This is a genomic window from Conexibacter sp. CPCC 205762 (assembly GCF_030646155.1).
Taxonomy (GTDB): Bacteria; Actinomycetota; Thermoleophilia; order Solirubrobacterales; family Solirubrobacteraceae; genus Conexibacter.
In genome coordinates this window covers 12,854-34,582 of record NZ_JAUTDN010000024.1, presented here as the reverse complement: position 1 = coordinate 34,582, position 21,729 = coordinate 12,854, and the positions used below count along the sequence as shown (strand labels likewise).

Below are 21,729 nucleotides of genomic sequence, written 5' to 3'. Positions count from 1 at the left end.
ATGTCACGGGCGCGCCGCGGCGAGCACGTCGCGCGCGGCGGCGGCGCCGCTGTCGATCGCGCCGGCCATCCAGGCCGGCCAGTGGATCGCCACGTCGGCGCCGGCGAAGTGGATCCGCCCCTCGCTGCGCGCCAGCGGCGTCTGCAGGCGGGGCCGGAACGAGATCCCGTCGGAGAACGGGTCGTCGTTCCAGGCCTCGTGGTCGACGGCGAGCACGCGCGCGCCGGGCAGGTACGGCTGCAGCGCCGCCTCGACGGCGTCGCGGTCGTCCGGGTCCAGCGCCTCCGCGATCCCCGCGAAGGCGCTGCAGAGGACGGCGCCGCCGACCTCTCCCTCGGAGGAGATCCACTGCAGCGGCGAGCCGCTGCCGGCGCAGATGAACGGCGCCTCCACGCCCTCGACCGTCAGCCACAGCTTGCGCGTGCGGACGCGGTGGCCGGCGTCGACCGCGGCGAGCTTGTCGGCCGGCAGCGGCGGGTCGAAGGCGATCCGCTCCCACGTCTCGACCGGCGCGGTCACGATCGCGCGCGCGGCGGCGAACGTCTCGCCGGCGGCGGTCCGCACGACGACGCCGTCGCCGTCCTGCGACAGCGACGCGACCGTCGTGCCCAGCCGGACCTCGGAGCCGCGAGCATCGTCCGCGAGCGCCCGCACGAGGCTGCCGGTGCCGTCGGCGAAGGTCTCCTCCAGCGCGGCGAACTGCGCCCAGACGCTGTGATCGAGCTGCGCGATCCAGTCGACGACGTGCAGCAGCCGCAGCGCTTCCGGATGCGCTCCGGCGAAGAAGCACGGCAGCGACGCGAACAGGTCGCGCGTCGCGGCCGGCAGCTTCAGCCGGTCGAGGAAGGCGGCGTACGGCTCGTCGAGCGGCACGAGCGCCTGCTCGTCGTAGGGCATCCCGGGGACGATCAGCCTCGACGCCTCGATCAGCGCCGCGGCGGCGCGCTCGGCGTCGGCGATCTGCTGCGGCGGCAGCGGCCACGTGCGCCGCAGCTCGCCGCCCGTGTGCCAGCGCAGCGGCGGCGTCTCGGCGGCACGCGCGACGCGCAGCCCGTAACGCTCGATCTCACGCCGCAGCCCGTGCTGGAGCGCGCCGACGAAGTACGTCCCGCCCATCTCGACCGCCGGCCCGTCCCCGCAGAACGGCCGCTGCAGCGTCCGCCCGCCGATCCGCTCGCGCCCTTCGAGCACGAGCACGTCGAGCCCGGCGGCAGCGAGGTCGCGCGCGGCCGTCAGCCCGGCGAGGCCGGCGCCGAGCACGATCGCGTCGCGTCGCGCGGCGCTCATCGGACGACCAGCTCGCGGCCGCTCCCGGGCGTGATCAGCGCGCAGCCGGCGTCAGTGATCTCGACCGTCTCGCTGAAGCCGACGCCGGTGCGATCGCGCGGCGACCAGAGGCAGATCGGCAGGTGCAGCGTCATCCGCGGGCGCAGCTCGAAGCTCGACCCCTCCGCGACGTAGCCGGGGTACTCGGTCCAGGTCGGCTGCAGGCCGAGCCCGCACGAGTAGCCGAACGTGCCCGGGAAGAAGGTGTGCTCCGGCAGCTCCCCGATCGCCGCGCGCGCCGCCTGCGCGACGTCGTCACCGCTGCGGCCCGGCCGCAGCTCGCGCAGCAGCGCGTCGACAAGCGCGAGCGCCATGTCGGCGAGGCGCGCAGTCGCGGCGGAAGGCGCGCCGACGTTCGCGGTCCGCATCAGCGGCGCCGTGTAGCGCAGGTGCGCGCCGGAGGACTCGAGGTAGACGGCGTCGCCGGCCTCCAGCGGGATCCGGCGGTGGGTCAGGAACGGCATGTGGCCGGCGCGGCGGCCGTGCACGACCATCGGGTCGATCGGCATCAGCTCCGAGCCGGCGCCGATCGTCGCGGCGTAGATCGCGGCCGCGAGGTCGTTGTCGGTGCGGCCGGGCGCGACGGCCTCGACCGCCGCCTCCAGCCCCGCGGCCGTGTAGGCGCCGGCCGTCCGCATCGCGGCCAGCTCGGCGTCGCTCTTGACCAGCCGCTGGCCGGGGATCAGCAGCGTCGCGTCGACCCACGCGCGGCCGGGCAGCGCGAGCTGCACCGCGGTCACGGTCGCGGGGTCGAACGCGGGCGAGGAGTAGGTGTCGATCTTGCCCAGCTCGATCCCGACGCGCGCGCCCGCGCCGGCGACGTCGCGCAGGCGGCCGGCGATCAGCGAGGCGACGTCGCGGCCGGTGTGCCAGCCCTCGATCTCGACCTCGCGCACCTCCGTGTAGAGCTCGACGCAGGACAGCTCCAGGTCGGGACAGATCACCGCGATCTCCCCGGACCGCGGGACGATCGCGCAGGTCGAGCCCGACGGCATCACGGTGTCGTAGCCGGTCAGCCAGCAGAGGTTGCCGCTGTTGCCGACGAGCAGCGCGTCGAGCCCCTGCCGCTCCATCTCGGCGCGGACGGCGGCGAGGCGGTCGGCGTACTCGGCCGGCTCGAACGCCAGCTCCTTCGGCAGCGGATGGGCGCGGAGGCTGTCGAGCAGTGACACGGCGGTTCCTTCGGTGGTGGGTTCGACGGCGAGCAGGCGGCCGGCCGCGTAGCAGCGGCCGGCGTGGAGGAGGCCGATCACGCCTCGCGGACCAGGCCGGCGCGGCCGCGCGAGAGCACGCCGTTGGGCCGGAAGAGCAGGATCGCGACGACGAGCGAGACGACGATCGCGTCGCGGTAGGGCTGCAGCGAGCCGGGCAGGACCTGTTCGAGCACGGTCTGCAGGAGGCCGTAGAGGAGGCCGCCGAGCGCCGCGCCGGAGAGGTTGCCGAGGCCGCCGATGATCGTCGCGAGGAAGGCCGCGATGACCGGCGCCAGCCCCATCGAGGGGTCGACCGAGCCGCGCTGGCCGACCCACAGCAGGCCGGCGACGCCGGCGAGCGCGCCGGACAGCGCGAACGCGAGCAGGAACATCGAGTTGGCGCGCACGCCCACGAGCCGCGCCATCTCGAAGTCGATCCCGGCGGCGCGCACGCTGCGGCCCAGCATCGATCTGCGCAGGAAGACCGTCAGGCCGACCAGCAGCACGATCACGACGCCGATCGTGACGAGCTGGAGGCTGCCGATCGAGACGCCCAGCAGCGTCACGTTGGAGGAGAAGATCCCCGGCGTCTGGACTGGTTTGGCGCGCGTCGAGATCAGCTCCGCGAACAGCACCTGCAGCACCACGCTGATCGCGAAGCTGGACAGCAGCAGCGTCTCCAGCGAGGCCCCGCGCAGCGGCCGGAAGGCGATCCGCTCCATCGCGACCGCCGCGACCACCGCGGCGGCGATGCCGACCAGCGCCGCGGGCCAGAACGGGATCCCGAGCGACAGCGCGCCGACGAGCGCGTAGCCGGTGATCGTGAGCAGCTCGCCGTGGGCGAAGTTGATCAGGCCCATCACCGAGTAGACCATCGCCAGCCCGATCGCGAGCAGCGCGTAGGTGCCCCCGAGCGCTACGCCGTTGACGAGCGTCTGAACGACCGAATCCATCTCTACGACTCCTCTGCTCCGAAGTAGGCGCTGACGAGCTGCTCGTGGTCGCCGATCTCCTCGGGGGTGCCGGAGCGGGTGATCCGCCCGGACGCGAGCACGTGGCAGCGGTCGGCGATCGCGAGCGCCTCGGCGACGTCCTGCTCCACGAGCAGCATCGTCATCCCGCGCTCGCGCAGCGTCGCGATCGTCTCGAAGACGACGTCGACGACCTGCGGCGAGAGCCCGAGCGACGGCTCGTCGAGCAGCAGCAGCTCGGGCTCGGACATCAGCGCGCGGGCGATCGCGACCTGCTGCTGCTGGCCGCCGGAGAGGCTGCCGGCGAGCCGGCCGGAGCGCTCGCGCAGGACCGGGAACAGCTCCTTCAGCTCGCGCAACAGGCCCGCCGTGCGGCTGCGCGCGCCGCGGCCGCGGGCGCCGACGCGGCCGACCAGCAGGTTGTCCTCGATCGACATCGAGCCGAACAGGTGCCGGCCCTCCGGGACGAGCGCGACGCCGCTGCGGACGCGCTGCTCAGGCGTCACGCCGGCAAGCTCGCGTCCGTTCAGGCGCAGCCCGCCGCTGACCTGCGGCCCGACGCCGACGATCGCCCGCATCAGGCTCGTCTTGCCGGCGCCGTTGGCGCCGAGCAGCGCGACGACCTCGCCTCTGCGGATCGACAGCGAGACCTCGCGCAGCGCCCGGATCGCGCCGTAGAAGGCGTCGAGCCGTTCGACCTCCAGCAGCGGTGTCGGAGCGGCGGCGCTCATCTCAGCCGATCACCGGCGGATAGGTGGACGGGTCGGGCGTGACGCGCTTCCACACTCTCGTCTTGTCGCCGCCGAGCAGCGACTTGACCAGCACCGGGCGCAGCTGCGTGTTGCCGGCGCCGGGCCAGTCGTAGGAGATCGCGCCGTCGACCCCGTCGACGTCGCTGAGGCCCGCTATCGCGGCCGCGAGTCTGCCGTCGTCGCCACCGCTCGCTCTGTAGGCGGCGTCGAGGACGGTGACGACGTCGGAGCCCATCACCGCGTAGACGCTGGCGGCGTCGCCGCCGTATCTGTCGCCGATCGCGGCGATGAATCTGCCGGCCGGCGCGTCCGGGTTGGTGTCGACGATGCTGGTGAAGTAGACGTCTCTGCGGACGCTCGCCGGGAGGTCCTGCAGCGCCGGCGACTCGATCGAGTCGCCGATCACGGGCACGGTCACGCCGGCGCCGCGCAGCTGCTTCAGCAGCGTCGCGATCGTCGGCTCGTACATCGTCGTGTAGAGCACCTGCGGGTCGGCCCGCTTGATCTGCTGGACGACGGTCGCGAAGTCCTGCTGGTCGAGTCTGAAGGAGGCGCTGCCGACGATCTCGCCGCCGTCTCTGGTGAAGACCGTTCTGAAGTAGTCGACGCCGTTCTGCGTGTAGGCGGTGTCGGTCGAGCCGAGCAGGAAGCCGCGTCTCCAGCCGCGCTCGATCGCGTACTGCGCGGCGACGCTCGGATGGGCGCGCTCGGGGGCGAACATCTGGAACAGGTGGTCGCCGACTCTCTCCGGGTTGGAGGGACAGGCGAACGCCGGCACGCCGGCCCGCTGCGCGACCTGGCCGCCGGCGATCGCCGGGTCGGAGTCGCAGGCGAGCACGAGCGCGTCGACGCCGTCGCCGATCAGCTCCTGCGTCTTCGTCGCCTGCTCGCCGATGTCGGAGCGCGTGTCGAGCAGCTTGATCTCGATTCTCGCTCTGCCGCCGAGACCGCCGCTCTCGTTCAGCTCGGCCGCGCGCTGCTTGACGCCGGCCGTGATCGGGACGTCGAACGGCGCCAGGTAGCCGGTCTGCCCGTTGGCGACGCCGATCGTGAACGTGTCCTTGCCGCCGCCGTCGCCTCCCCCAGACGCCGAGCCCCCGCCCCCGGTCGAGTCGCCGCAGCCGGCGACGAATCCTGCGGCCGTCGTCGCGGCGATCGCGGCGACGACTGCGGCACGGCTCCTGAAGATGCTCATACGGCCCGTCTTTCGTTGAGTGCCTGCGCTGACTTCGCGCCCATGTAGGCGCGAAGCACTTCGGGGTTGGAGCGAATCTCGTCGGGGCTGCCGTCGGCGATGACGGCGCCCTGGTCCAGGACGACGATGCGGTGGCAGAGGCGCATCATCAGCCCGAGGTCGTGGTCGATGATCAGGACGCCGACGCCGCGCTCGGCGGTGATCGTCCGCAGCATCCGCAGCAGCCGCTCGGACTCGACGTCGTTGAGGCCAGCGGCCGGCTCGTCGAGCAGCAGCAGCCGCGGATCGGTCGCGAGCGCCCGAGCGATCTCCAGGCGCCGCTGGGCGCCGTAGGGCAGCGAGCGGCTCTCGCGCTCGGCGAGGTCGTCGAGCGCGACGACCCGCAGCAGCGCGTCGGCGGCCGCGGGCGTGAGCGTCCCGCCGCCGTGCGCGGAGACCGCTGCCTGCACGTTCTGGCGGACGGTCAGCGTCGCGAACAGGCGGATGTTCTGGAAGGTGCGGGCGACGCCGGCGCGCGTCACGTCGCACGGCGCGCTGCCGGCCAGCTCGCGGCCGGCGAGCGCGATGCTGCCGTGCTCGGGCCGCACGACGCCGGTGATCGCGTTGACGAGCGTCGTCTTGCCGGAGCCGTTGGGGCCGATCACGCCGAGGATCTCGCCGGAGCGGACGGTCACGTCGACGCCGCGCAGCACATGCAGGCCGTCGAACGACTTCGCCAGCCCGGCGACGACCAGCTCGGCGCTCGCGCCGGGCCGCTCCGGCGCGACGAGCGGCGCCGGGCTCTCCCCCGGCGCTGGAGCCGCGGGCGCCGCCGTGCCCCGCTCGGCCCGCCGGCGCCGCCACGCGGCGACGTGCTCGTCGACCTCCAGCCGCCCCATCAGCCCGTCGCGGCGGAAGTAGAGGACGATCAGGATCGAGACGCTGATGCCGACCTCGGTCAGGCTGAGGAACTCCGGCAGCGGACCGGGGCCGGTCGCGAGATCGCCGAGGAAGGTCGTCAGCAGCGTGATGACGGCGGCGCCGACGACCGCGCCGGAGACCGTCGTCCAGCCGCCGACGAGCAGCATCGCGAGCAGTTGGAACGTCAGCGTCAGGTAGAAGGTCTTCGGTGAGAAGGCGCCGATGTAGGCGCCCAGCAGCATGCCGCCGGCGGCGCAGATCGCCGCGCTCAGCACCCACGCGATCAGCCGCTGACGGCCGACCGCGATCCCGGCCGCCGAGGCCGCGAGCGGATCCTCGCGAGCGGCCCGCAGGCGCAGCCCGAAGGCCGAGTCGCGATAGAGGCGGGCGACGACGACCGCCGCGATCGCGACGAGCAGACAGGTCATGATCGTCGCGAGCGGCGGCACGCCGAAGAAGGTCTGGTTGCCGCGCGTGATGCTGCGCGCCCCGGTCAGCACGTCGTTGACGATCACCAGCAGCGCGAACGTGCCGAGCACCGCCGCCGACGGCGTCATCCGCGCGACGACGACGCCGGGCAGCAGCGCGATCGCGCCGACGACCAGCGCCGTCACGAGCAGCGCGAGCGGGGTCGCGAGGTGGGCGTTCGCGAGCACGCCGAGGAGGTCCGGCAGCGCCAGCGCCTTCTGCGCGGGCGTCATCGCGAGGATCCCGCCGAGGTAGGCGCCGAGCGCGACGAAGCCGGCGTGGCCGAAGCTCAGCACGCCCGCGTTGCCGGCGAAGGCGCCGAGCCCGACGACGATCGTCACGTTGATCAGGAACGTGACGAAGGTGCGCTGGTCGGTCGGCCCGAAGACGGCGAGCGCGAGCAGCGCGAGCGCGATCAGCGGGACGACGAGCCACAGCGCGCCGGCGAGCGAGCGCAGCGCGACCGACGCGGGCAGGACGCGCGTGCGTCGCACCGGCGCGTCGGGTTCGGGGGAGGGACGCAGCATGATGCGATGCTCCCCGAGCGGCCTTCCCACGGCCTACTGTCGGAAACGAGAAGAGAGCGGCGATTGTTCGCCGATCGCCCGAGCGGGGTCAGCGATCGCCGGCCGTGCCGTGCCCGCCGGCGCGCAATGCGAGGTAGACGGCGGCGATCACGGCGGGCGTGCGCAGCGGCGCGCCGATCGCCTCCTCGATCCGCGACAGGCGGTAGCGGAGCGAGTTGGGATGCAGGTGCAGGTGGACGGCCGTCGTCGAGACGTTGAGGTCGTGGTCGAAGTAGGCGGTCAACGTCTCCAGTGCGGCCGGTTGGCGCGCGAGCCGCTCGAACAGCGGCTCGGCGCGCGCGCCGACCTGCGCGAGCGGGATCTCGCCGAGGATCGCCGTCGTCGTGCCGAGCGCGTCGAAGCGCACGACCGGCGCGCCGCCGCCCGCGTGCTCGACCGCCAGCTCGGCCTCGCGGTGGGAGCGCTCGACGCCGCCGTGCAGACGACCGTGGCCCCCGACGCCGATCGCCGTCGCGGGCGCGTCCGCGGGTTCGCCGTCGCCTCCGGCGAGCCCGTGCGCGAGCCGCTCGACCTCGGCCTCGTCCGCCTGCACGAGCAGTACGACGCGCCCGCCGCGCTGGAGCGCGACGAACGGCAGGCGGGCGTGGTCGAGCGCCTCCTCGACCGCAGAGAGCAGCGCGTCATCGTCGCCTCTGCCGGCCACGGCGACGAGTGCCGCGACCGGCTGCTCAGGCGCGAAACCCAGCTCAGTGAGCTGCGCGGCGACGAGCGGGTCAGCGGTGCCCGCCAGCAGCCCTTGGAAGGCGACGGCGCGCAGCGCGCGGTCCTGCTTGCGGCGGGTCGCGTCGAGCCGATCGATGCCTGTCAGCAGCGGGACCGCCGCCTGCACAGCGGCCTTCGTCAGCTGGACCGACCCGCTCTGCCCCGAGCTCGCGACGACCCAGCGCAGCACGGCGCCGTCACGCCGCAGGACCGGCACCGCGATCCAGGTCCCGCCTTTGCAGGTCAGCTCCAGGGTCGTTTGCGGCCGCGCGGTGATCGCCTCCCACAGCTCGGCGGCGGGGACGATCCCGGTCGTGACGTCGACGCGGCCGTCGCGCGTCAGCAGCGCCACCTCGCCGCGCACGAGCGCGGCAACCCGCTCGATCGCCGCCATCCGCGGCTGCTCGTCGCCGAGCGCGTCCATCAGGTAGCGCTGCATCGCGACGAGTCGCTGCGAGGCGCGCACGTCCTCCGACAGGCTCGCCCGCACGACCCGCTCGACGATCTCGCGGAAGGGCGTGTGCGCCGGCACGACGACGACCGGCAGGCCCGCGCGGCGGGCGGCGTCGAGCAGCGTCTCGGGCACGTGGTCGAAGACCGGCTCGATCCCGAACGCGAGCGCCGCGACCCCGGTCTCGGCCAGCTCGCGCACGAGCTTGCCGACCGACTCCTCGTCGTCGCGCAGCATCGTCCCGGCGGTCAGCACGAGCCAGTCGCGGTCGATCCAGGCAGACGGCTGCGGCACGTCGATCGCGTGGGCGCCCGCTACCGGCCTGTCGCGGTCGGCAGCGTCGCCGACGAGCAGCCGTAGGCCGAGCGCGTCCTCGTCGAGCAGGTCGCCGAGGGTCAGCATCGACCGGGATCCCACGCGCCGATCGTACCCGTCGATCCGCGAGTCGGTCTGCTCATCCGCCGCCCGCGAGCGCCAACGTGACAGCCCCTCCGACGATTGCCACGATCGCCAGAGCCCGAACCGGCCCGAGCGTCTCGCCGAGCAGCAGCACGCCGACCAGCGCCGTCCCGGTCGCGCCGAGCCCGGTGTAGACGGCGTAGGCCGGGCCGGCGTCGATCGACCGCATCGCGTGCGACAGCGAGAAGAGGCTGACGGTGCCGAACGCGAGTACGCCGAGCGTCGCCATCGGACGCGTGAAGCCGTCGCTGAGCTTCAGACATGAGGCGAAGCCGATCTCGAAGACGACGCCGACGACGATCAGCAGCCATGTGAGGCTCAATCGCCTGCCCTCACGGACCGCTCGTTCGCCGCTCGATCTACGGTGCTTGTGCATGACATTCCTCTGAACACGGCGCTCCGCCAGCGATATGACGAAATCAGCTCGATCTGTGTCTGACAATCGTCGACTCTCCGACGCTCGGCGCCGTTCTCCGGGGATCGGCCAAGGGACGGATGCGCTTCGGGCCCAGCAAGGCGCTGCGGCGCCCGACGCGCGAGGGCACCGAGGCCGCCGGCCAGCTCCGCGACGCGCAGCGCGAGCTGTTCGCCGGCGCCACGCCACTGGAGCGCCGACGACGGCATAGGCTCGAAGCACCCGCCGCGCCTTTCCGGCGAGGTCGGTGATTTCGGAACGCGACTCCTCCTGTTGCTCTTCCAGGTCGCGGATCATCTGGCTCACTTCGCCGGCACTTCGCTCTCGCGAGGCGCCGGCGCGCGAGGACGGCTGCGAAGAGGTGAGAAGGGTGGCGGCCGTGGTGCTCATGCCGGGAGCACCGGCGACGGCGCTCACAGCATCCGCACACCGGCATCGCAGAACGTGGCCTCAGCGAACTAGCTGACGATCTGGCACTCGTTGTTCTGGCCGTTCATCGACGGCGACACGACCGTCCAGTTCGCGCGCGCGTAGAGCCACGGCTGGATCAGGCCCGCCCCCTGCTGCTGCGGCGGACCGAACATCTGCCCGGCGAGCGCGGGGCTGACCGCCACCGACGACTTCGTGTCGACGTCGCCGGACAGCAGCGCGCTGACGCCCGAAGACGTCGCCATGCCGCCGGTCGGCGACTGCTGCCAGGTGTTCAGCGGCAGGAAGCTGCCGATCGACGCCGCCTTGCCCCACGGGAGCCACTCCTGCGGATCGTCGGTCGTGACGCACGAGACCTGGGCCGCGTCCTGGACGCCGGGGAACGAGTTGAGCGTGAACGCGGCCGGCAGGATCCCCGTCCACATCGCCTGCTCGACGCCGAGCTGCATCACCGACTCCTGCTGCGCGAGCCCGCCGCCGTTGACGCCCCACGGCCCCTCGGCCCCGGCGACGGCGGCCGACATCCGGCCCCAGTCGGAGACGAGGATCTCCTCCAGCGTGTCGAGGTGGCCCGACATCGTCTGGAGCGTGTTCAGCATCTGCGCGCCCATCTGATCGGCCGAGGTCTGCACCTGCCAGTAGGGGCGGGTCGTGCCGTCGGTCTGCGTCATCGCGGCGGTGAAGTCGAGCGAGGCGCCGAGGGCGCCGAGCAGCGACCCGACCTCCGGCACGATCGCCGCCGCCTCCAGGATCGACGCGAAGATCGAGAGGGTGGCGTTGGTGCTGCTCGGGGAGGGCGGCGGGATCGCGTTGATCACCTCTCCGGCGATCGCCTGCGCGTCGACCGGCACGCCGCTCGCCGACGCCGTGAACGGCGCCTGCAGCGTGCCGATCAGCGCCGTGATCGTCCCGATGTTGCCGGTCTCGATCCCCAGCTGTCTGCGCACGTTCACGAAGTCCGTGCGCGAGAACGACGGCTTCGAGGCGGTCGGGTAGCCCAGCTCGGTCAGCTCGTCGCCGATCGAGTCCCAGTCGATCGCCTCGTTGCAGTACGACGAGCGGAAGTCGGGGACGGACGGCTGCCAGCAGGAGCCGGGCCCAGGCTGCAGGCCGAGCTGCTCGGCGATCCAGGTCGTCGCCGCGATCTGGCCGGGCGTGGCGTCGTACGGCCACTGCACCGCCGGCTGGACGGCGACGAGGGAGAGGCCGAAGTCCGGCGGCGTGTCGGTGTCGGCCAGCGCGCTCTGGACGGAGGAGGCCCACGCGGAGTCGCCGCGACGGCGCAGCACGCCGCTCAACGTGCCGTTGCCGCCGCCCTGTCTGCCGCTGGCGGCCGCGGTCCAGCCGCTCTGCGTCTCAGCGGCCCACGGCGCGATCTGGTCGGTGCCGAACTGCGGAATCGGATTGCCGACGAGCGCGTACGAGGCGTTGCCCGAGAGGAACATCCACGGCGAGCCGCCGAGCGCGCCGATCGCCTTCGCCGACGCGAGCGCGCTGGGCGACTGCGGCGACGGGTCGTCGATGCTCTGGACGAGCGTCGTGCTGCCCGGCAGCGTCGACGCCTGCTGCAGCAGCTGCGCCATCTGCTGCTCCGCGGCCGGTCCGGCCGTCCCGACGGTGCCGTAGGTGATCGGCGTCCCCAGCTGGGGCGTGAGCGACGCGTCGAGCACGAGCACCTGGTAGCCGGCGGTCGTGCCCGCCGGCAGCGTGCCGGGGTACGTGGTGCCGTTGACCTGCATCGTGTTGGAGAGCGCGGTCGTCGCCGCCTGCGTGTCGAACGTCGCCCGGTCGGGCGAGACGAAGCCGTAGAGCGCGGCGGCGCCGTCGAGCGGGACGCCGGGCTGGAGCCAGCCGATCTGCTCGCCGGCGACCGTCTCGGGTCCGCCCAGGATCTGGCCCTCGTTGAGCGTCGGGCTCGCCCCGCCGTTGACGCTGCCGTAGGTCGCGATCGCGCTGAAGCCCGCCGCGGAGTCCTGCGTGTCGGTGCCGCAGCAGCCGGCGACGCCGGCGGCGACGATCAGGACCGGTTGGCCGGCCTTGACGTACTGGGAGGACTGCTGCGCCGCGGCCTGGAAGGCGGTGACCGGCGACTGCCCGAGCGTCTGCGGCAGCGGGCTGACGAACGAGATCAGCTCCATCGTCTCAGCGTCGAAGATCGCCGCCGCGGCGCCGTCACCGGCGGCGGGAAGCGGAAAGGCGCGGTCGCCGACGACGATGCTGCGCACGCCCCTGACGAGCGCGTGGGTGTCGATCGCGACGCCGATCGGAAGCGCGTTGACGCCGACGTCGACGCTCTCCACGTGCGTCGTGCAGCCGGCCGTCGCGGCCCCGGCCGGCAGCGGCGAGGCGGCCCCGGTCGTCGGCTTCACGACCGAGATCGCCGCGGCGCGCAGCCTGGCGGCCGGCGTCGACGCGACGGGCGCGCGCGGCCCCGCGGGGACCTCGCCGGAGGGTGCCTTGGCGGCGACCGAGCAGCCGGAGGCGCTCAGGAAGGCGGGCGAGCGCTTCCCCCGCGAACGCTCGCGCACGGTCAGCGCGATCCCGTAGCGGCCCGGCAGCGAGCCGACGAGGCGCGGCGTGGTGGTGCGCGCGCCGACGAGCCTCGCCTTCGCACCGCGGGGCGCGCGCACGACGCGCCAGCGGTAGCTGAGCGACGGCGACGTGCTGCGGGTGCCGCGGCCGTCGAGCCGGATCGTGCGACCGGCGACGCGGCCGCCGCGCGTCTGCACGGCGGGCAGCGGCGCGTCGCGGCGCACGACGACGGTGCGACGGACGGTCTGCCGGCGGCCCTGCTTCCCGACGACCTGCGCCACGAGCCGGTTGCTGCCGAAGCGCACGCCGTCGGCGGCGTCGAGCGCGAGCCGAGCGCGCGCGCCCTTCAGCACGAGCCGGTTCGCCGCGGCGACGCGGCGGCCGTTCAGCGTCAGCCGCGCGGACGCCAGCTTCGTCGTCGTGCGCCACCGCACCGAGATGCCGCCGCGGACGACTCCCGGGGCGGTCACGGTCACGAGGCGCCCGGCTGCGGTCGCGGTCGCCGGTGCCGCGCTGGCGCCGGCCGGCGCGAGGACAAGCGGGGACAGGGCGACGACGACGAGCGCCGCGACACGGGCGAAACGAGGCACAGACGGCTCCTGGAGGCGGGGGACGACGATCGAACAGCAGACTGACGACAGGTCAGCCTGCACAGGCTGACACACAGTCAGTCAGCTTGCAACCGGCGCGTCTGCGGTCAGCCCGGCTTTTGGACGCGCGCGATCATCTCGTCCACGAACCAGCGGGCGAGATCGACGATCGGCACCGCGGGATCGAGCAGCCACGACGTCTCCAGCCCGTTGAAGAACGCGATCAGCGCGTTGGCCTCGCGGTCGAAGTCGACGCCGGGCCGCAGCTCGCCGTCCTCCTCCGCCTGCCGCAGGAAGAACGTGACCGAGAAGCGGAAGAGGTTGTAGTTGCCGAGCATCCGCTCGCGCATCGGGGCGTCCGGCGTGGCGCTCTCGGCCAGGAGCATGTTCCACAGCACGGTGCGCTTGGGGTTGTCGCGCTGGAACTCGATGACCTGGATCATCTGGCGCAGCGCGTCGAGCCCCCGGTGCTGGGCGATGCGGATGCGGACCGCGTTGAAGCGCCGCTCATGCTCGTCCAGCACCGCGTGCACGAGCCGCTCCTTCGACGCGAAGTGATGCAGGACCGCGGGCCGCTTGATCCCAACCCGCGCGCCCACGTCGGAGAGCGTCGTCGCGTGATACCCCGCCTCGGCGAACAGCTCCGTCGCGGCCGCCACGATCGCGGCGCGGCGCGCCTCGCCCCGGGCGACAGCGGTGTTCGTCCGTCCCGGCGGCCTGGCGCTCACGCACCGAGCGTAGCTCACCGATCCGGAAGCTGACCTGCTTCGCCGCGCGCGGCCCCGCTAGACCTCTCTGCGCCCCTCGGTGTCCTTGTTGCGCAGGCCGATCAGGTTGCCGATCGTCAGCAGCGGGTCGTACTTGCGGTCGACGACGCGCTCCTTCATCGGGATGATCGCGTTGTCGGTGATTCTGATGCCCTCGGGGCAGACCTCGGTGCAGCACTTGGTGATGTTGCACATGCCGAGGCCGGCGGCACCCTGGGCCAGCTCGCGACGGTCGTGGGTGTCGAGCGGGTGCATGTCGAGCTCGGCGTACCGCAGGAAGAAGCGCGGGCCGGCGAAGGCGGGCTTGTTCTCCTCGTGGTCACGGACGACGTGGCAGGTGTTCTGGCACAGGAAGCACTCGATGCACTTGCGGAACTCCTGCCCGCGCTCGACGTCGATCTGCTGCATCCGGCGCTTGTTGTCCGCGTCGCGCGGCGGCGGCGCGAACGACGGCAGCTCCTTCGCCTTCTCGTAGTTGAAGGAGACGTCGGTGACGAGGTCGCGGATCACCGGGAAGGTGCGCATCGGCGTGACGGTGATCGTCTCGGACGTGTCGAAGTCGGAAAGCCGCGTCATGCAGAGCAGCCGCGGCTTGCCGTTGATCTCGGCGCTGCAGGAGCCGCACTTGCCGGCCTTGCAGTTCCAGCGGATCGCGAGGTCGCCGGCCTGGGTCGCCTGCACCCGGTGCAACGCGTCGAGGACGACCTCGCCCTCGGACACCTCGACCGTGTGGTCCTCGAGGTCGCCGCCGCTCTGGTCGCCGCGCCAGATCCGCATCTTCAGGTCGTAGCCCATGTCACTTCTCCTCGAAGTACGTCTTGAGCTCGTCCGGCATCACCGGGAGCGGCTTCTCGTGCAGGTCGACTCCGGTGCCGGCGGCGTTCAGGTTGACGACGAGGTTCTTCGTCCCCCAGACGGCGTCAGGGCCGGGGAAGTCGTCGCGGGTGTGGCCGCCGCGCGACTCCTCGCGCGCCAGCGCCGCCTTGGCGATGCACTCGCTGACGATCAGCATGTTGCGCAGGTCGATCGCGAGGTGCCAGCCGGGGTTGTACTGCCGGTGGCCCTCGACCTTCATCGCCTTCGCCCGCGTCTTGAACGCCTCGATCTCGGAGAGCGACTCCTCCAGCTCGGAGGCGGTGCGGATGATGCCGACGAGGTCGTTCATCGACTGCTGGAGGTCGGACTGGATCGTGTAGGGATTCTCTCCGCCCTCGACCTCGAACGGCGCCAGCGCGCTCTCCGCCGCCGCCTTGACGTCGGCCTCGTCGATCTTCGGCCGGTCAGCTCCCAGCGAGCTGCCGTACGCCGTCGCCGCCTCGCCGGCCCGCTTGCCGAAGACCAGCAGGTCGCCGAGCGAGTTGCCGCCGAGCCGGTTGGAGCCGTGCATGCCGCCGGAGCACTCGCCGACGGCGTAGAGGCCGGTGATCGCGCTCTCCTGCGTGTCCGCGTCGACCTCGACGCCGCCCATCACGTAATGGCAGGTCGGGCCGATCTCCATCGGCTCGGCCGTGATGTCGACGTCGGCCAGCTCCTTGAACTGGTGGTACATCGACGGCAGCCGCTTGCGGATGAACTCCGGCGTGCGACGGGACGCGATGTCGAGGTAGATGCCGCCGTGCGGCGTGCCGCGTCCGGCCTTGATCTCGGAGTTGATCGCGCGCGCGACCTCGTCACGCGGGAGCAGCTCCGGGGGACGGCGGTTGTTCTTCTTGTCCTCGTACCAGCGGTCGGCCTCCTCGATCGTGTCGGCCGTCTCGCTCTTGAAGAACTCCGGGATGTATCTGAACATGAAGCGCTCGCCCTCGGAGTTCTTCAAGATGCCGCCGTCGCCGCGCACCGACTCCGTCACCAGCAGTCCCTTCACCGAGGGCGGCCAGACCATGCCGGTCGGGTGGAACTGCACGAACTCCATGTTGATGAGCGAGGCCCCGGCCCGCATCGCGAGCGCGTGGCCGTCGCCGGTGTACTCCCACGAGTTCGAGGTGACCTTGAAGGACTTGCCGATGCCGCCGGTCGCGAGGATCACCGACGGTGCCTCGAAGGTGATGAAGCGGCCGGACTCGCGCCAGTAGCCGAAGGCGCCGGAGATCTTGTCGCCGTCCTTGAAGAGGTCGGTGATCGTGCACTCCATGAAGACGTCGATGCCGAGCTCGACGGCACGCTGCTGCAGGGTGCGGATCATCTCCAGGCCGGTGCGGTCACCGACGTGCGCGAGCCGCGCGTACTTGTGGCCGCCGAAGTCGCGCTGCGAGATCAGGCCGTCGTCGGTGCGGTCGAAGAGGGCGCCCCAGTCCTCGAGCTCCATCACCCGCTCGGGCGCCTCCTGCGCGTGCAGCTGCGCCATCCGCCAGTTGTTCAGCATCTTGCCGCCGCGCATCGTGTCGCGGAAGTGCACTTCCCAGTTGTCCTCGGGCCAGCGGTTGCCCATCGCCGCCGCGATGCCGCCCTCGGCCATCACCGTGTGGGCCTTGCCCAGCAGTGACTTGCAGACGAGCGCCGTTCTCGCGCCCGCGTCGTGGGCGGCGATGGCCGCCCGCAGGCCGGCGCCGCCGGCGCCGATCACGACCACGTCGTACGTGTGCCGCTCCATGCCACCCGTCCCATCGCCCGACATCACGTTGCCGGTCATGGGGTGTCGCGTCTCACTCATCGGAAGGCCAAGTCCTTAGAAGAATCGCGGGTCGTTGAAGACGTTGGCCGCCAGCAGGAAGATGTAGACGTCCACGATGGCGATCGAGAACAGCGAGTACCAGGCGTAATTGGCGTGTCTCGCGTTCAGCTTCGACGCCAGCGTCCATGCCTTGTAACGGATCGGGTGCTTCGAGAAGTGCCGCAGCCGTCCGCCCATGATGTGGCGACAGGAGTGACAGCCGAGCGTGTACGCCCAGATGAAGACCACGTTGATCAGCATCAGCAGGGTGCCGAGGCCCATGTGGATGCCGCTGGACTCGCCCTCGGCCGGCCCGAAGGCCAGCACGACGTCGTAGGTCAGGATCAGGCTGACCACCACCGCCGCGTACCAGAACCAGCGATGGACGTTCTGGAAGATCAGCGGGAACCGCGTCTCGCCGGTGTATCTCGCGTGCGGCTCGGCCACGGCGCAGGCCGGCGGAGAGAGCCAGAACGAGCGGTAATACGCCTTGCGGTAGTAGTAACACGACATCCGGAAGCCGAGCGGGAAGATCAATATGATCAGCGCCGGCGAGAGGCCCCACCAGCTGAACGGCTGCCCGAAGTCTGAGGACCCCTTGACGCAGGAGTCGGTCAAGCACGGGGAGTAGAACGGTGAGAGGTACGGCTCGGCGAAGTAGTCGTGGCCCCAGACCGCCCGGAACGTCGCGTACGCGACGAACGCCGAGAAGACCGCGAACGTCGCCAGTGGGTAGAGCCACCAGCGGTCGGTCCGCAGCGTCTTGACGCCGATCCGGGCCCGAGTGGGCCCGTTGACGCCCGCTTGAGCTGTCTCCCTCGTTGCCTGCCGAGTCTCCGTCGACGCCATCGACATCTCCGCCCGTCGGGTATACGCGTGCGCAGTCTGCCAGTTTCGCGTCAGCCGAGCGTAACTTGCGCCAACCGGCGCACCCGGCCGGGCGCCGGGCGCATGACGCGCCCGGGGCCCGGTCCGTTTGCGCTAGCGCCGGACCTGCACCATGACGGTGCGGGTCACGGTCTGGCTGCCGATCTTCAGCGACACCCGCACGGCGTGGGAGGCGACCTTCGCGCTGCGGCCGATCTTCAGCCGCACCGTGATCGTGCGCGACTGACCGCCCTCCAGCGCGGCGATCTTCAGCGAGGTCCGGCCCGAGGCGCGCAGCGCCTTCGGCGTCTTCGCCGTCGCCGAGGCGCTCTGCAGCGTCGTGGCCGTGCCGTTGCTGATCCGGAACGACACGCGGGCCGTCTGGCCGCGGCGGACCGAGACCTTCGAGCGGGTCGCCGCGAACGCGAACGTCCCGTCGCGACCGGCCGCGCCGGCGTCGCCCTTCGGGCCGATCGGACCCTGCGGACCGATCGGGCCAAGCGGACCGATCGGGCCGACGCCGCCGTTCACGCCGTCTCTGCCGTTCGCGCCGGCTCTGCCGTCGGTGCCGTTTGCACCGGTGTCGCCCTTGCTGCCGGGGGTGCCGGGCGTGCCAGGCGTTCCGGGGGTGCCGGGCGTGCCGGACGCGCCGTCGTCACCGCGCGGCCCGGCGGGCAGCGTGGTGCTCGTGCCCGTCAGCGGGACGAGCGTCTGGCTGCCGGGGACGTTCGCCTTGACGATGAGCTTCCCGGCCGTCGTGGCGCCCTCGCGCGCGGGCGAGAAGCGCACCTGCACGCGGCAGCTGCCGCCGGGACGGATCGTCTCGCCCTCGCACTCGTCGGCCGCGACGAGGAACTCGCCCTCGGACGCCTCGTCGTCGCCCTTGTAGCGCACGTCGCTGACCTTCAGCAGCTGCGCGCCCGGGTTCGTGACGGTGACCCACTGGCCGGGCCCGGTCGTCCCGGTCGCCTGCGCGGCGAACGCCGGCGTCGTCGCCTGCGCGACCGCGCCGACGTTCGGGTTGTCGAACGCGAACCAGTCGACGCGCGCCTTCTGCTTGAACGGCCGCCCCTGCAGGCGCTTGTTCTTCACCGTGCTGCTGTTGTACGGCGTGTACAGCCGCGCCTCGCCCTGGTCGAGCCCCGTCTGGACTCTGCCGTCGGGCAGCAGCAGGTCGGGCATCGTCCCGATCGCCTCCCAGCCGTCGGCGTTGTCGGCCCACTTCTCGGTGCTCTCGGGCAGCGCCCGCACGTACATCGGCTGGTCGCCGCGCACGCCGCTCCAGCTCCACAGCCCGTAGGTCGAGTCGCCGACGAAGGCGCCCTGGGAGATGATCAGGTACTGGTCGTTCTTGTTCTTGCGGATCTCGCGGATCGTTCCGCCGCTGAGATCCAGGACGATCGGCTCGTCGAACTCGGCACGCTCGCCGTCGCCGTTGTGGAGCTTGTCGAAGTTCGTCACCGGAACGACGATGGCGTTCGTCCCCAGGAGCTTGTCGCGCACGCCGATGTACAGCGTGGAGGTCGAGCCGGGCGCGAACTCGGAGCCCTCGATGTTCAGGGCCGGCGCCGTGCTGAGCATCCCGAACGGGGTGCCGTGGGCGGCGTCCCAGCGCTGCAGGTCGCGCATCAGGTCCTTGTACGGGCTGCCGACCGGCACCAACCGCGCCGCGGCGCCCCGTCCGACGAGCCGGGTCTTGTAGATGTCGTAGCGGTTGTCGCTGGCGAGCTGCGAGCCGAGCCAGTAGATCGTGTCGCCGGCACGCGCGGAGGACTCGAAGTCCACCTCGTTCTCGACGCCGGTCTGGACCGGGCCGAGCTGGAACGTCGCGACCGGCAGCCCCGAGACGCGCGCGTCGTACAGCCGGATGTCGTTCTTCTCGTCGTCGGCGACCAGCAGGTGCCCGTCACCGACGTCCTGCGCCGTCGAGAGGTCCGAGGTGCTCTGCAGCACGCGGCTCGTCGGCGTCGTCGCCTTCGTCGCCCAGTAGTCGAACGAGAACGTGCCGGTCTTGCCGGCCAGTCCGCTGACCGTCAGCGTGATCCGCGCCTTGCCGTCGCCGACCGGCTGGAACGCGACGCGCCGGTCGGGCCCGCTGCCGATCACGGTGACCTTGTCGCTCGCGATCACAGCCGGGCTGTCGCTCTGCACGTTCGTGATCCGCAGCTCGTTGGCCGGGACCTCCCCGCCGGCGACGAACGCCTGCTTGACCGAGATCGGCAGCGTCGGGTTCGTCGGGTCCCCGACCACTCCGGTGAAGCCCTCGATCAGCTCCAGCTCGTACGGAGCGGCGATCGCCGGGGCGGCGACGTCCTCGGGAGCGGGCACCGTGTCGGCGATGCCGATGGCGATCGGCGTGTTGCTGGTGTTGGTCGTGATCTGGGGGAACTGGGCCTCAGGCGGGGTGAAGAGGGAGCCGCCGGTGACGCCGACCGGGATCAGCTTCCGGGACGCGAGCCCGGCGACGTAGAGCCGCGAGCCGCGCGGGCCGAGCGCCGCGGCGCGCCCGCCCTGGGGAGTCTCCCCGAGTCTGATCTGCTCGGTCACGGCGCTCGTCGCCAGGTCGATCCGCGAGACGTACGAGTCGTGCGTGTTGGTGTAGTGCGTGACCAGCAGATCTCTGCTGTCGCCGCTGATCGTCAAGCTGCCCGTCTGCGTCCCGCCCTGGAGCAGGATCGACGGCTTCTGGGTCATCGTCGCGAGGTCGATCGCCTGCACGAGCGGCCGGGAGCCGTTGATCGTGCCGGCGTAGAGCGTCGTGCCGTCGGGGCCGACGAGCAGGTCGATCGTCGTGTCCGTGATTCTCAGGCCCGGCTTCAGCGTCCCGGTCGCGAGGTCGAGCTCGGCGACGTCGCGCTGGTTGATCGCGACGTACAGCTTGCCGTTCGGGGCGACTGCAAGCGCGCTGACGGTGCCCGTCAGCGTGATCGGGGTGCCGACCACCGGGGTCGCGCCGGAGACGTCGACCGGCACGACGCGCGGGCCGGCGGCGACGTAGAGCGTGCGGCCGTCCGGCGCGAGCCGGGCCGTCGTCGGGTTCGCCAGGCTCGGCGACGTGACCGGCGTACCGAGCGTGTTCGTCGCGACGTCGATCGTGGTGAGGGCGCCCGAGGTCGTCCCGCCATGCAGGACGTACGCGGTTCTGTCGTCCGCGGAGACCTCGATGCGCTTGGTGCCCGTCGGGTTGAGCACGGGCAGCGTGGTCGGCAGCCCGGTCTCGAGGTTCACGGCGTAGAGCCCGGAGCTGGTCGTGCCGATATAGGCGGTCGAGGCCTCGGACGCGGAGCTGGTAAGGCCCAGCAGGGCGAGCGCCGCGAGGGCGGCTGGAAGCAATCGGGCAGGGCGTGGTGACACGTGACGGTCCTTGCTCGGGACGGGGAACCGAGAGATCGTCAACTCTGGGAGGAGCGAACCTGTCATCAGTCAGTGACTGATTTGCTCGACTTCTCACCCAATTGGCAACGGTACGTTTCCAATGCGCTGGGCCTCCTCGATGCCCCACCTAGTGGGTCACTCAGGGTGTTCATCGATGGTCGGGAGGCCGTGCGAGGCGGAGGCTCGATGCATGCACTTCTCTCTCTATCTCGGCATCCTCTTCGCGCTGCTGTGCGCGTTCGTCACCAACCTCGCGTTCCTCTTCAAGCACCGTGGTGCAGCCGCCGCTCCTCCGGTGAACGTGCGGCATCCGTTGCGATCAGCCGCCGGCCTGTTCCGGTCGCGCTGGTTCACGATCGGGTGGCTCGTCGCGGTCGGCGCCTGGATCTTCCACGTGCTGGCGCTGGCGCTGGCGCCGATCTCCGTCGTGCAGGCCGTGCTCGCCAGCGGGCTCGTGCTGCTGGCCGTGATGGCGGACCGCCTGTTCGGCTTCGCCGTCGGCAAGCGCCAGTGGATCGGGCTGACCGCGATGACGACGGGCCTGGCGCTGATCACCGTCACGCAGCCGGCCGTGCACGGGTCGCACTCCTCCTTCTCGGTGACCGCGATGATCGCCTTCGAGGGCCTGCTGCTGGGCGTCGGCGCGCTGCTGATCGTCGGGACGCGGATCGCCGGCGTGCGCGCCAAGAAGCAGGGGCTGGCGCTCGGCGCCGCCGCGGGCGTCCTGTTCGGCGTCTCCGACGTCGCGCTGAAGGCGCTCACCGGCCTGCTGAGCGACGCCGGCCCGCTCGGCCTCGTGTCGCCCTGGCTGCTGGTCGCGGCGCTGGCCTCGGTCAGCGCGTTCTACGCCTCGGCGCGCGGGCTGCAGGACGGCGACGCGGTGCCGGTGATCGCGATCACCGGCACCGCCGCGAACATCGTCGGCATCGCCGGCGGCATCGTCGTCTTCGGCGACCCGATGCCGAGCGACACCGTCGGCATAGTCCTGCAGGCCGTCGGCTTCCTGCTGATCGTCGTGGCCTCCGCGCTCACGCCTGCCCCGGTCCGCGCCGCGCGCGTCGACGCCGCTCACGGCTCGTGACCGGCGTGCGCCGCTACGT

The 21,729-nt window shown here is 71.9% G+C and carries 15 protein-coding genes; 1 reads left to right on the top strand and 14 read right to left on the bottom strand.

All coding sequences use genetic code 11. The features are described 5' to 3' along the window. Positions 1-3: 3 nt before the first annotated feature. From Q7L73_RS17835 to Q7L73_RS17770, 14 genes are all read right to left on the bottom strand, one after another. Entirely contained in the window at positions 4-1,287 is a 1,284-nt protein-coding gene (locus Q7L73_RS17835) for an NAD(P)/FAD-dependent oxidoreductase (protein WP_304691082.1), read from the bottom strand. Then, positions 1,284-2,579, bottom strand: a complete 1,296-nt coding sequence (locus Q7L73_RS17830) for a Xaa-Pro peptidase family protein (RefSeq protein WP_304691081.1) — start codon at positions 2,577-2,579, stop codon at positions 1,284-1,286. Before Q7L73_RS17830 ends, Q7L73_RS17835 begins: the two co-directional genes overlap by 4 nt. Then, positions 2,576-3,472, bottom strand: a complete 897-nt coding sequence (locus Q7L73_RS17825; protein WP_304691080.1) for a branched-chain amino acid ABC transporter permease — start codon at positions 3,470-3,472, stop codon at positions 2,576-2,578. The genes Q7L73_RS17830 and Q7L73_RS17825 overlap by 4 nt, the downstream gene beginning before the upstream one ends. Before the next feature lie 2 nt (positions 3,473-3,474). Continuing rightward, the gene (locus tag Q7L73_RS17820; protein ID WP_304691079.1) at positions 3,475-4,221 is read right to left on the bottom strand and encodes an ABC transporter ATP-binding protein; all 747 of its coding nucleotides are present in this window, start codon (positions 4,219-4,221) and stop codon (positions 3,475-3,477) included. Position 4,222: 1 nt separating this feature from the next. Further along, complete coding sequence (locus Q7L73_RS17815; RefSeq protein WP_304691078.1) at positions 4,223-5,437, bottom strand: ABC transporter substrate-binding protein; 1,215 nt, start codon at positions 5,435-5,437, stop codon at positions 4,223-4,225. Beyond that, positions 5,434-7,332: a branched-chain amino acid ABC transporter ATP-binding protein/permease gene (locus Q7L73_RS17810; RefSeq protein WP_304691077.1), complete on the bottom strand. Its 1,899-nt coding sequence runs from the start codon at positions 7,330-7,332 to the stop codon at positions 5,434-5,436. The genes Q7L73_RS17815 and Q7L73_RS17810 overlap by 4 nt, the downstream gene beginning before the upstream one ends. Positions 7,333-7,420: 88 nt before the next feature. Further along, positions 7,421-8,962, bottom strand: coding sequence for a PucR family transcriptional regulator (locus Q7L73_RS17805; protein WP_304691076.1), 1,542 nt, complete (start codon positions 8,960-8,962; stop codon positions 7,421-7,423). Positions 8,963-8,999: 37 nt separating this feature from the next. Beyond that, positions 9,000-9,380 carry a multidrug efflux SMR transporter gene (locus tag Q7L73_RS17800; protein ID WP_304715599.1) on the bottom strand — a complete coding sequence of 127 codons (381 nt, stop codon included), beginning with the start codon at positions 9,378-9,380 and terminating at the stop codon, positions 9,000-9,002. Between the two features lie 497 nt (positions 9,381-9,877). Further along, entirely contained in the window at positions 9,878-12,970 is a 3,093-nt protein-coding gene (locus tag Q7L73_RS17795) for a hypothetical protein (protein WP_304691074.1), read from the bottom strand. A 107-nt stretch (positions 12,971-13,077) separates the two neighbouring features. After that, positions 13,078-13,698 (bottom strand): TetR family transcriptional regulator, encoded by a 621-nt coding sequence (locus tag Q7L73_RS17790; RefSeq protein WP_304691073.1) that lies wholly within the window; start codon positions 13,696-13,698, stop codon positions 13,078-13,080. 57 nt (positions 13,699-13,755) lie between these two features. Further along, entirely contained in the window at positions 13,756-14,532 is a 777-nt protein-coding gene (locus Q7L73_RS17785; RefSeq protein ID WP_304691072.1) for a succinate dehydrogenase/fumarate reductase iron-sulfur subunit, read from the bottom strand. Position 14,533: 1 nt separating this feature from the next. After that, entirely contained in the window at positions 14,534-16,327 is a 1,794-nt protein-coding gene (locus Q7L73_RS17780; protein ID WP_370552401.1) for a fumarate reductase/succinate dehydrogenase flavoprotein subunit, read from the bottom strand. A 75-nt stretch (positions 16,328-16,402) separates the two neighbouring features. Beyond that, positions 16,403-17,242, bottom strand: coding sequence for a hypothetical protein (locus Q7L73_RS17775; protein WP_370552398.1), 840 nt, complete (start codon positions 17,240-17,242; stop codon positions 16,403-16,405). Between the two features lie 126 nt (positions 17,243-17,368). Continuing rightward, positions 17,369-20,608: a hypothetical protein gene (locus Q7L73_RS17770; RefSeq protein ID WP_304691069.1), complete on the bottom strand. Its 3,240-nt coding sequence runs from the start codon at positions 20,606-20,608 to the stop codon at positions 17,369-17,371. A gap of 211 nt (positions 20,609-20,819) precedes the next feature. On the opposite strand from Q7L73_RS17770, the gene Q7L73_RS17765 reads away from it, so the two are divergent. Next, positions 20,820-21,710: a hypothetical protein gene (locus tag Q7L73_RS17765; RefSeq protein WP_304691068.1), complete on the top strand. Its 891-nt coding sequence runs from the start codon at positions 20,820-20,822 to the stop codon at positions 21,708-21,710. Positions 21,711-21,729: the final 19 nt, after the last annotated feature.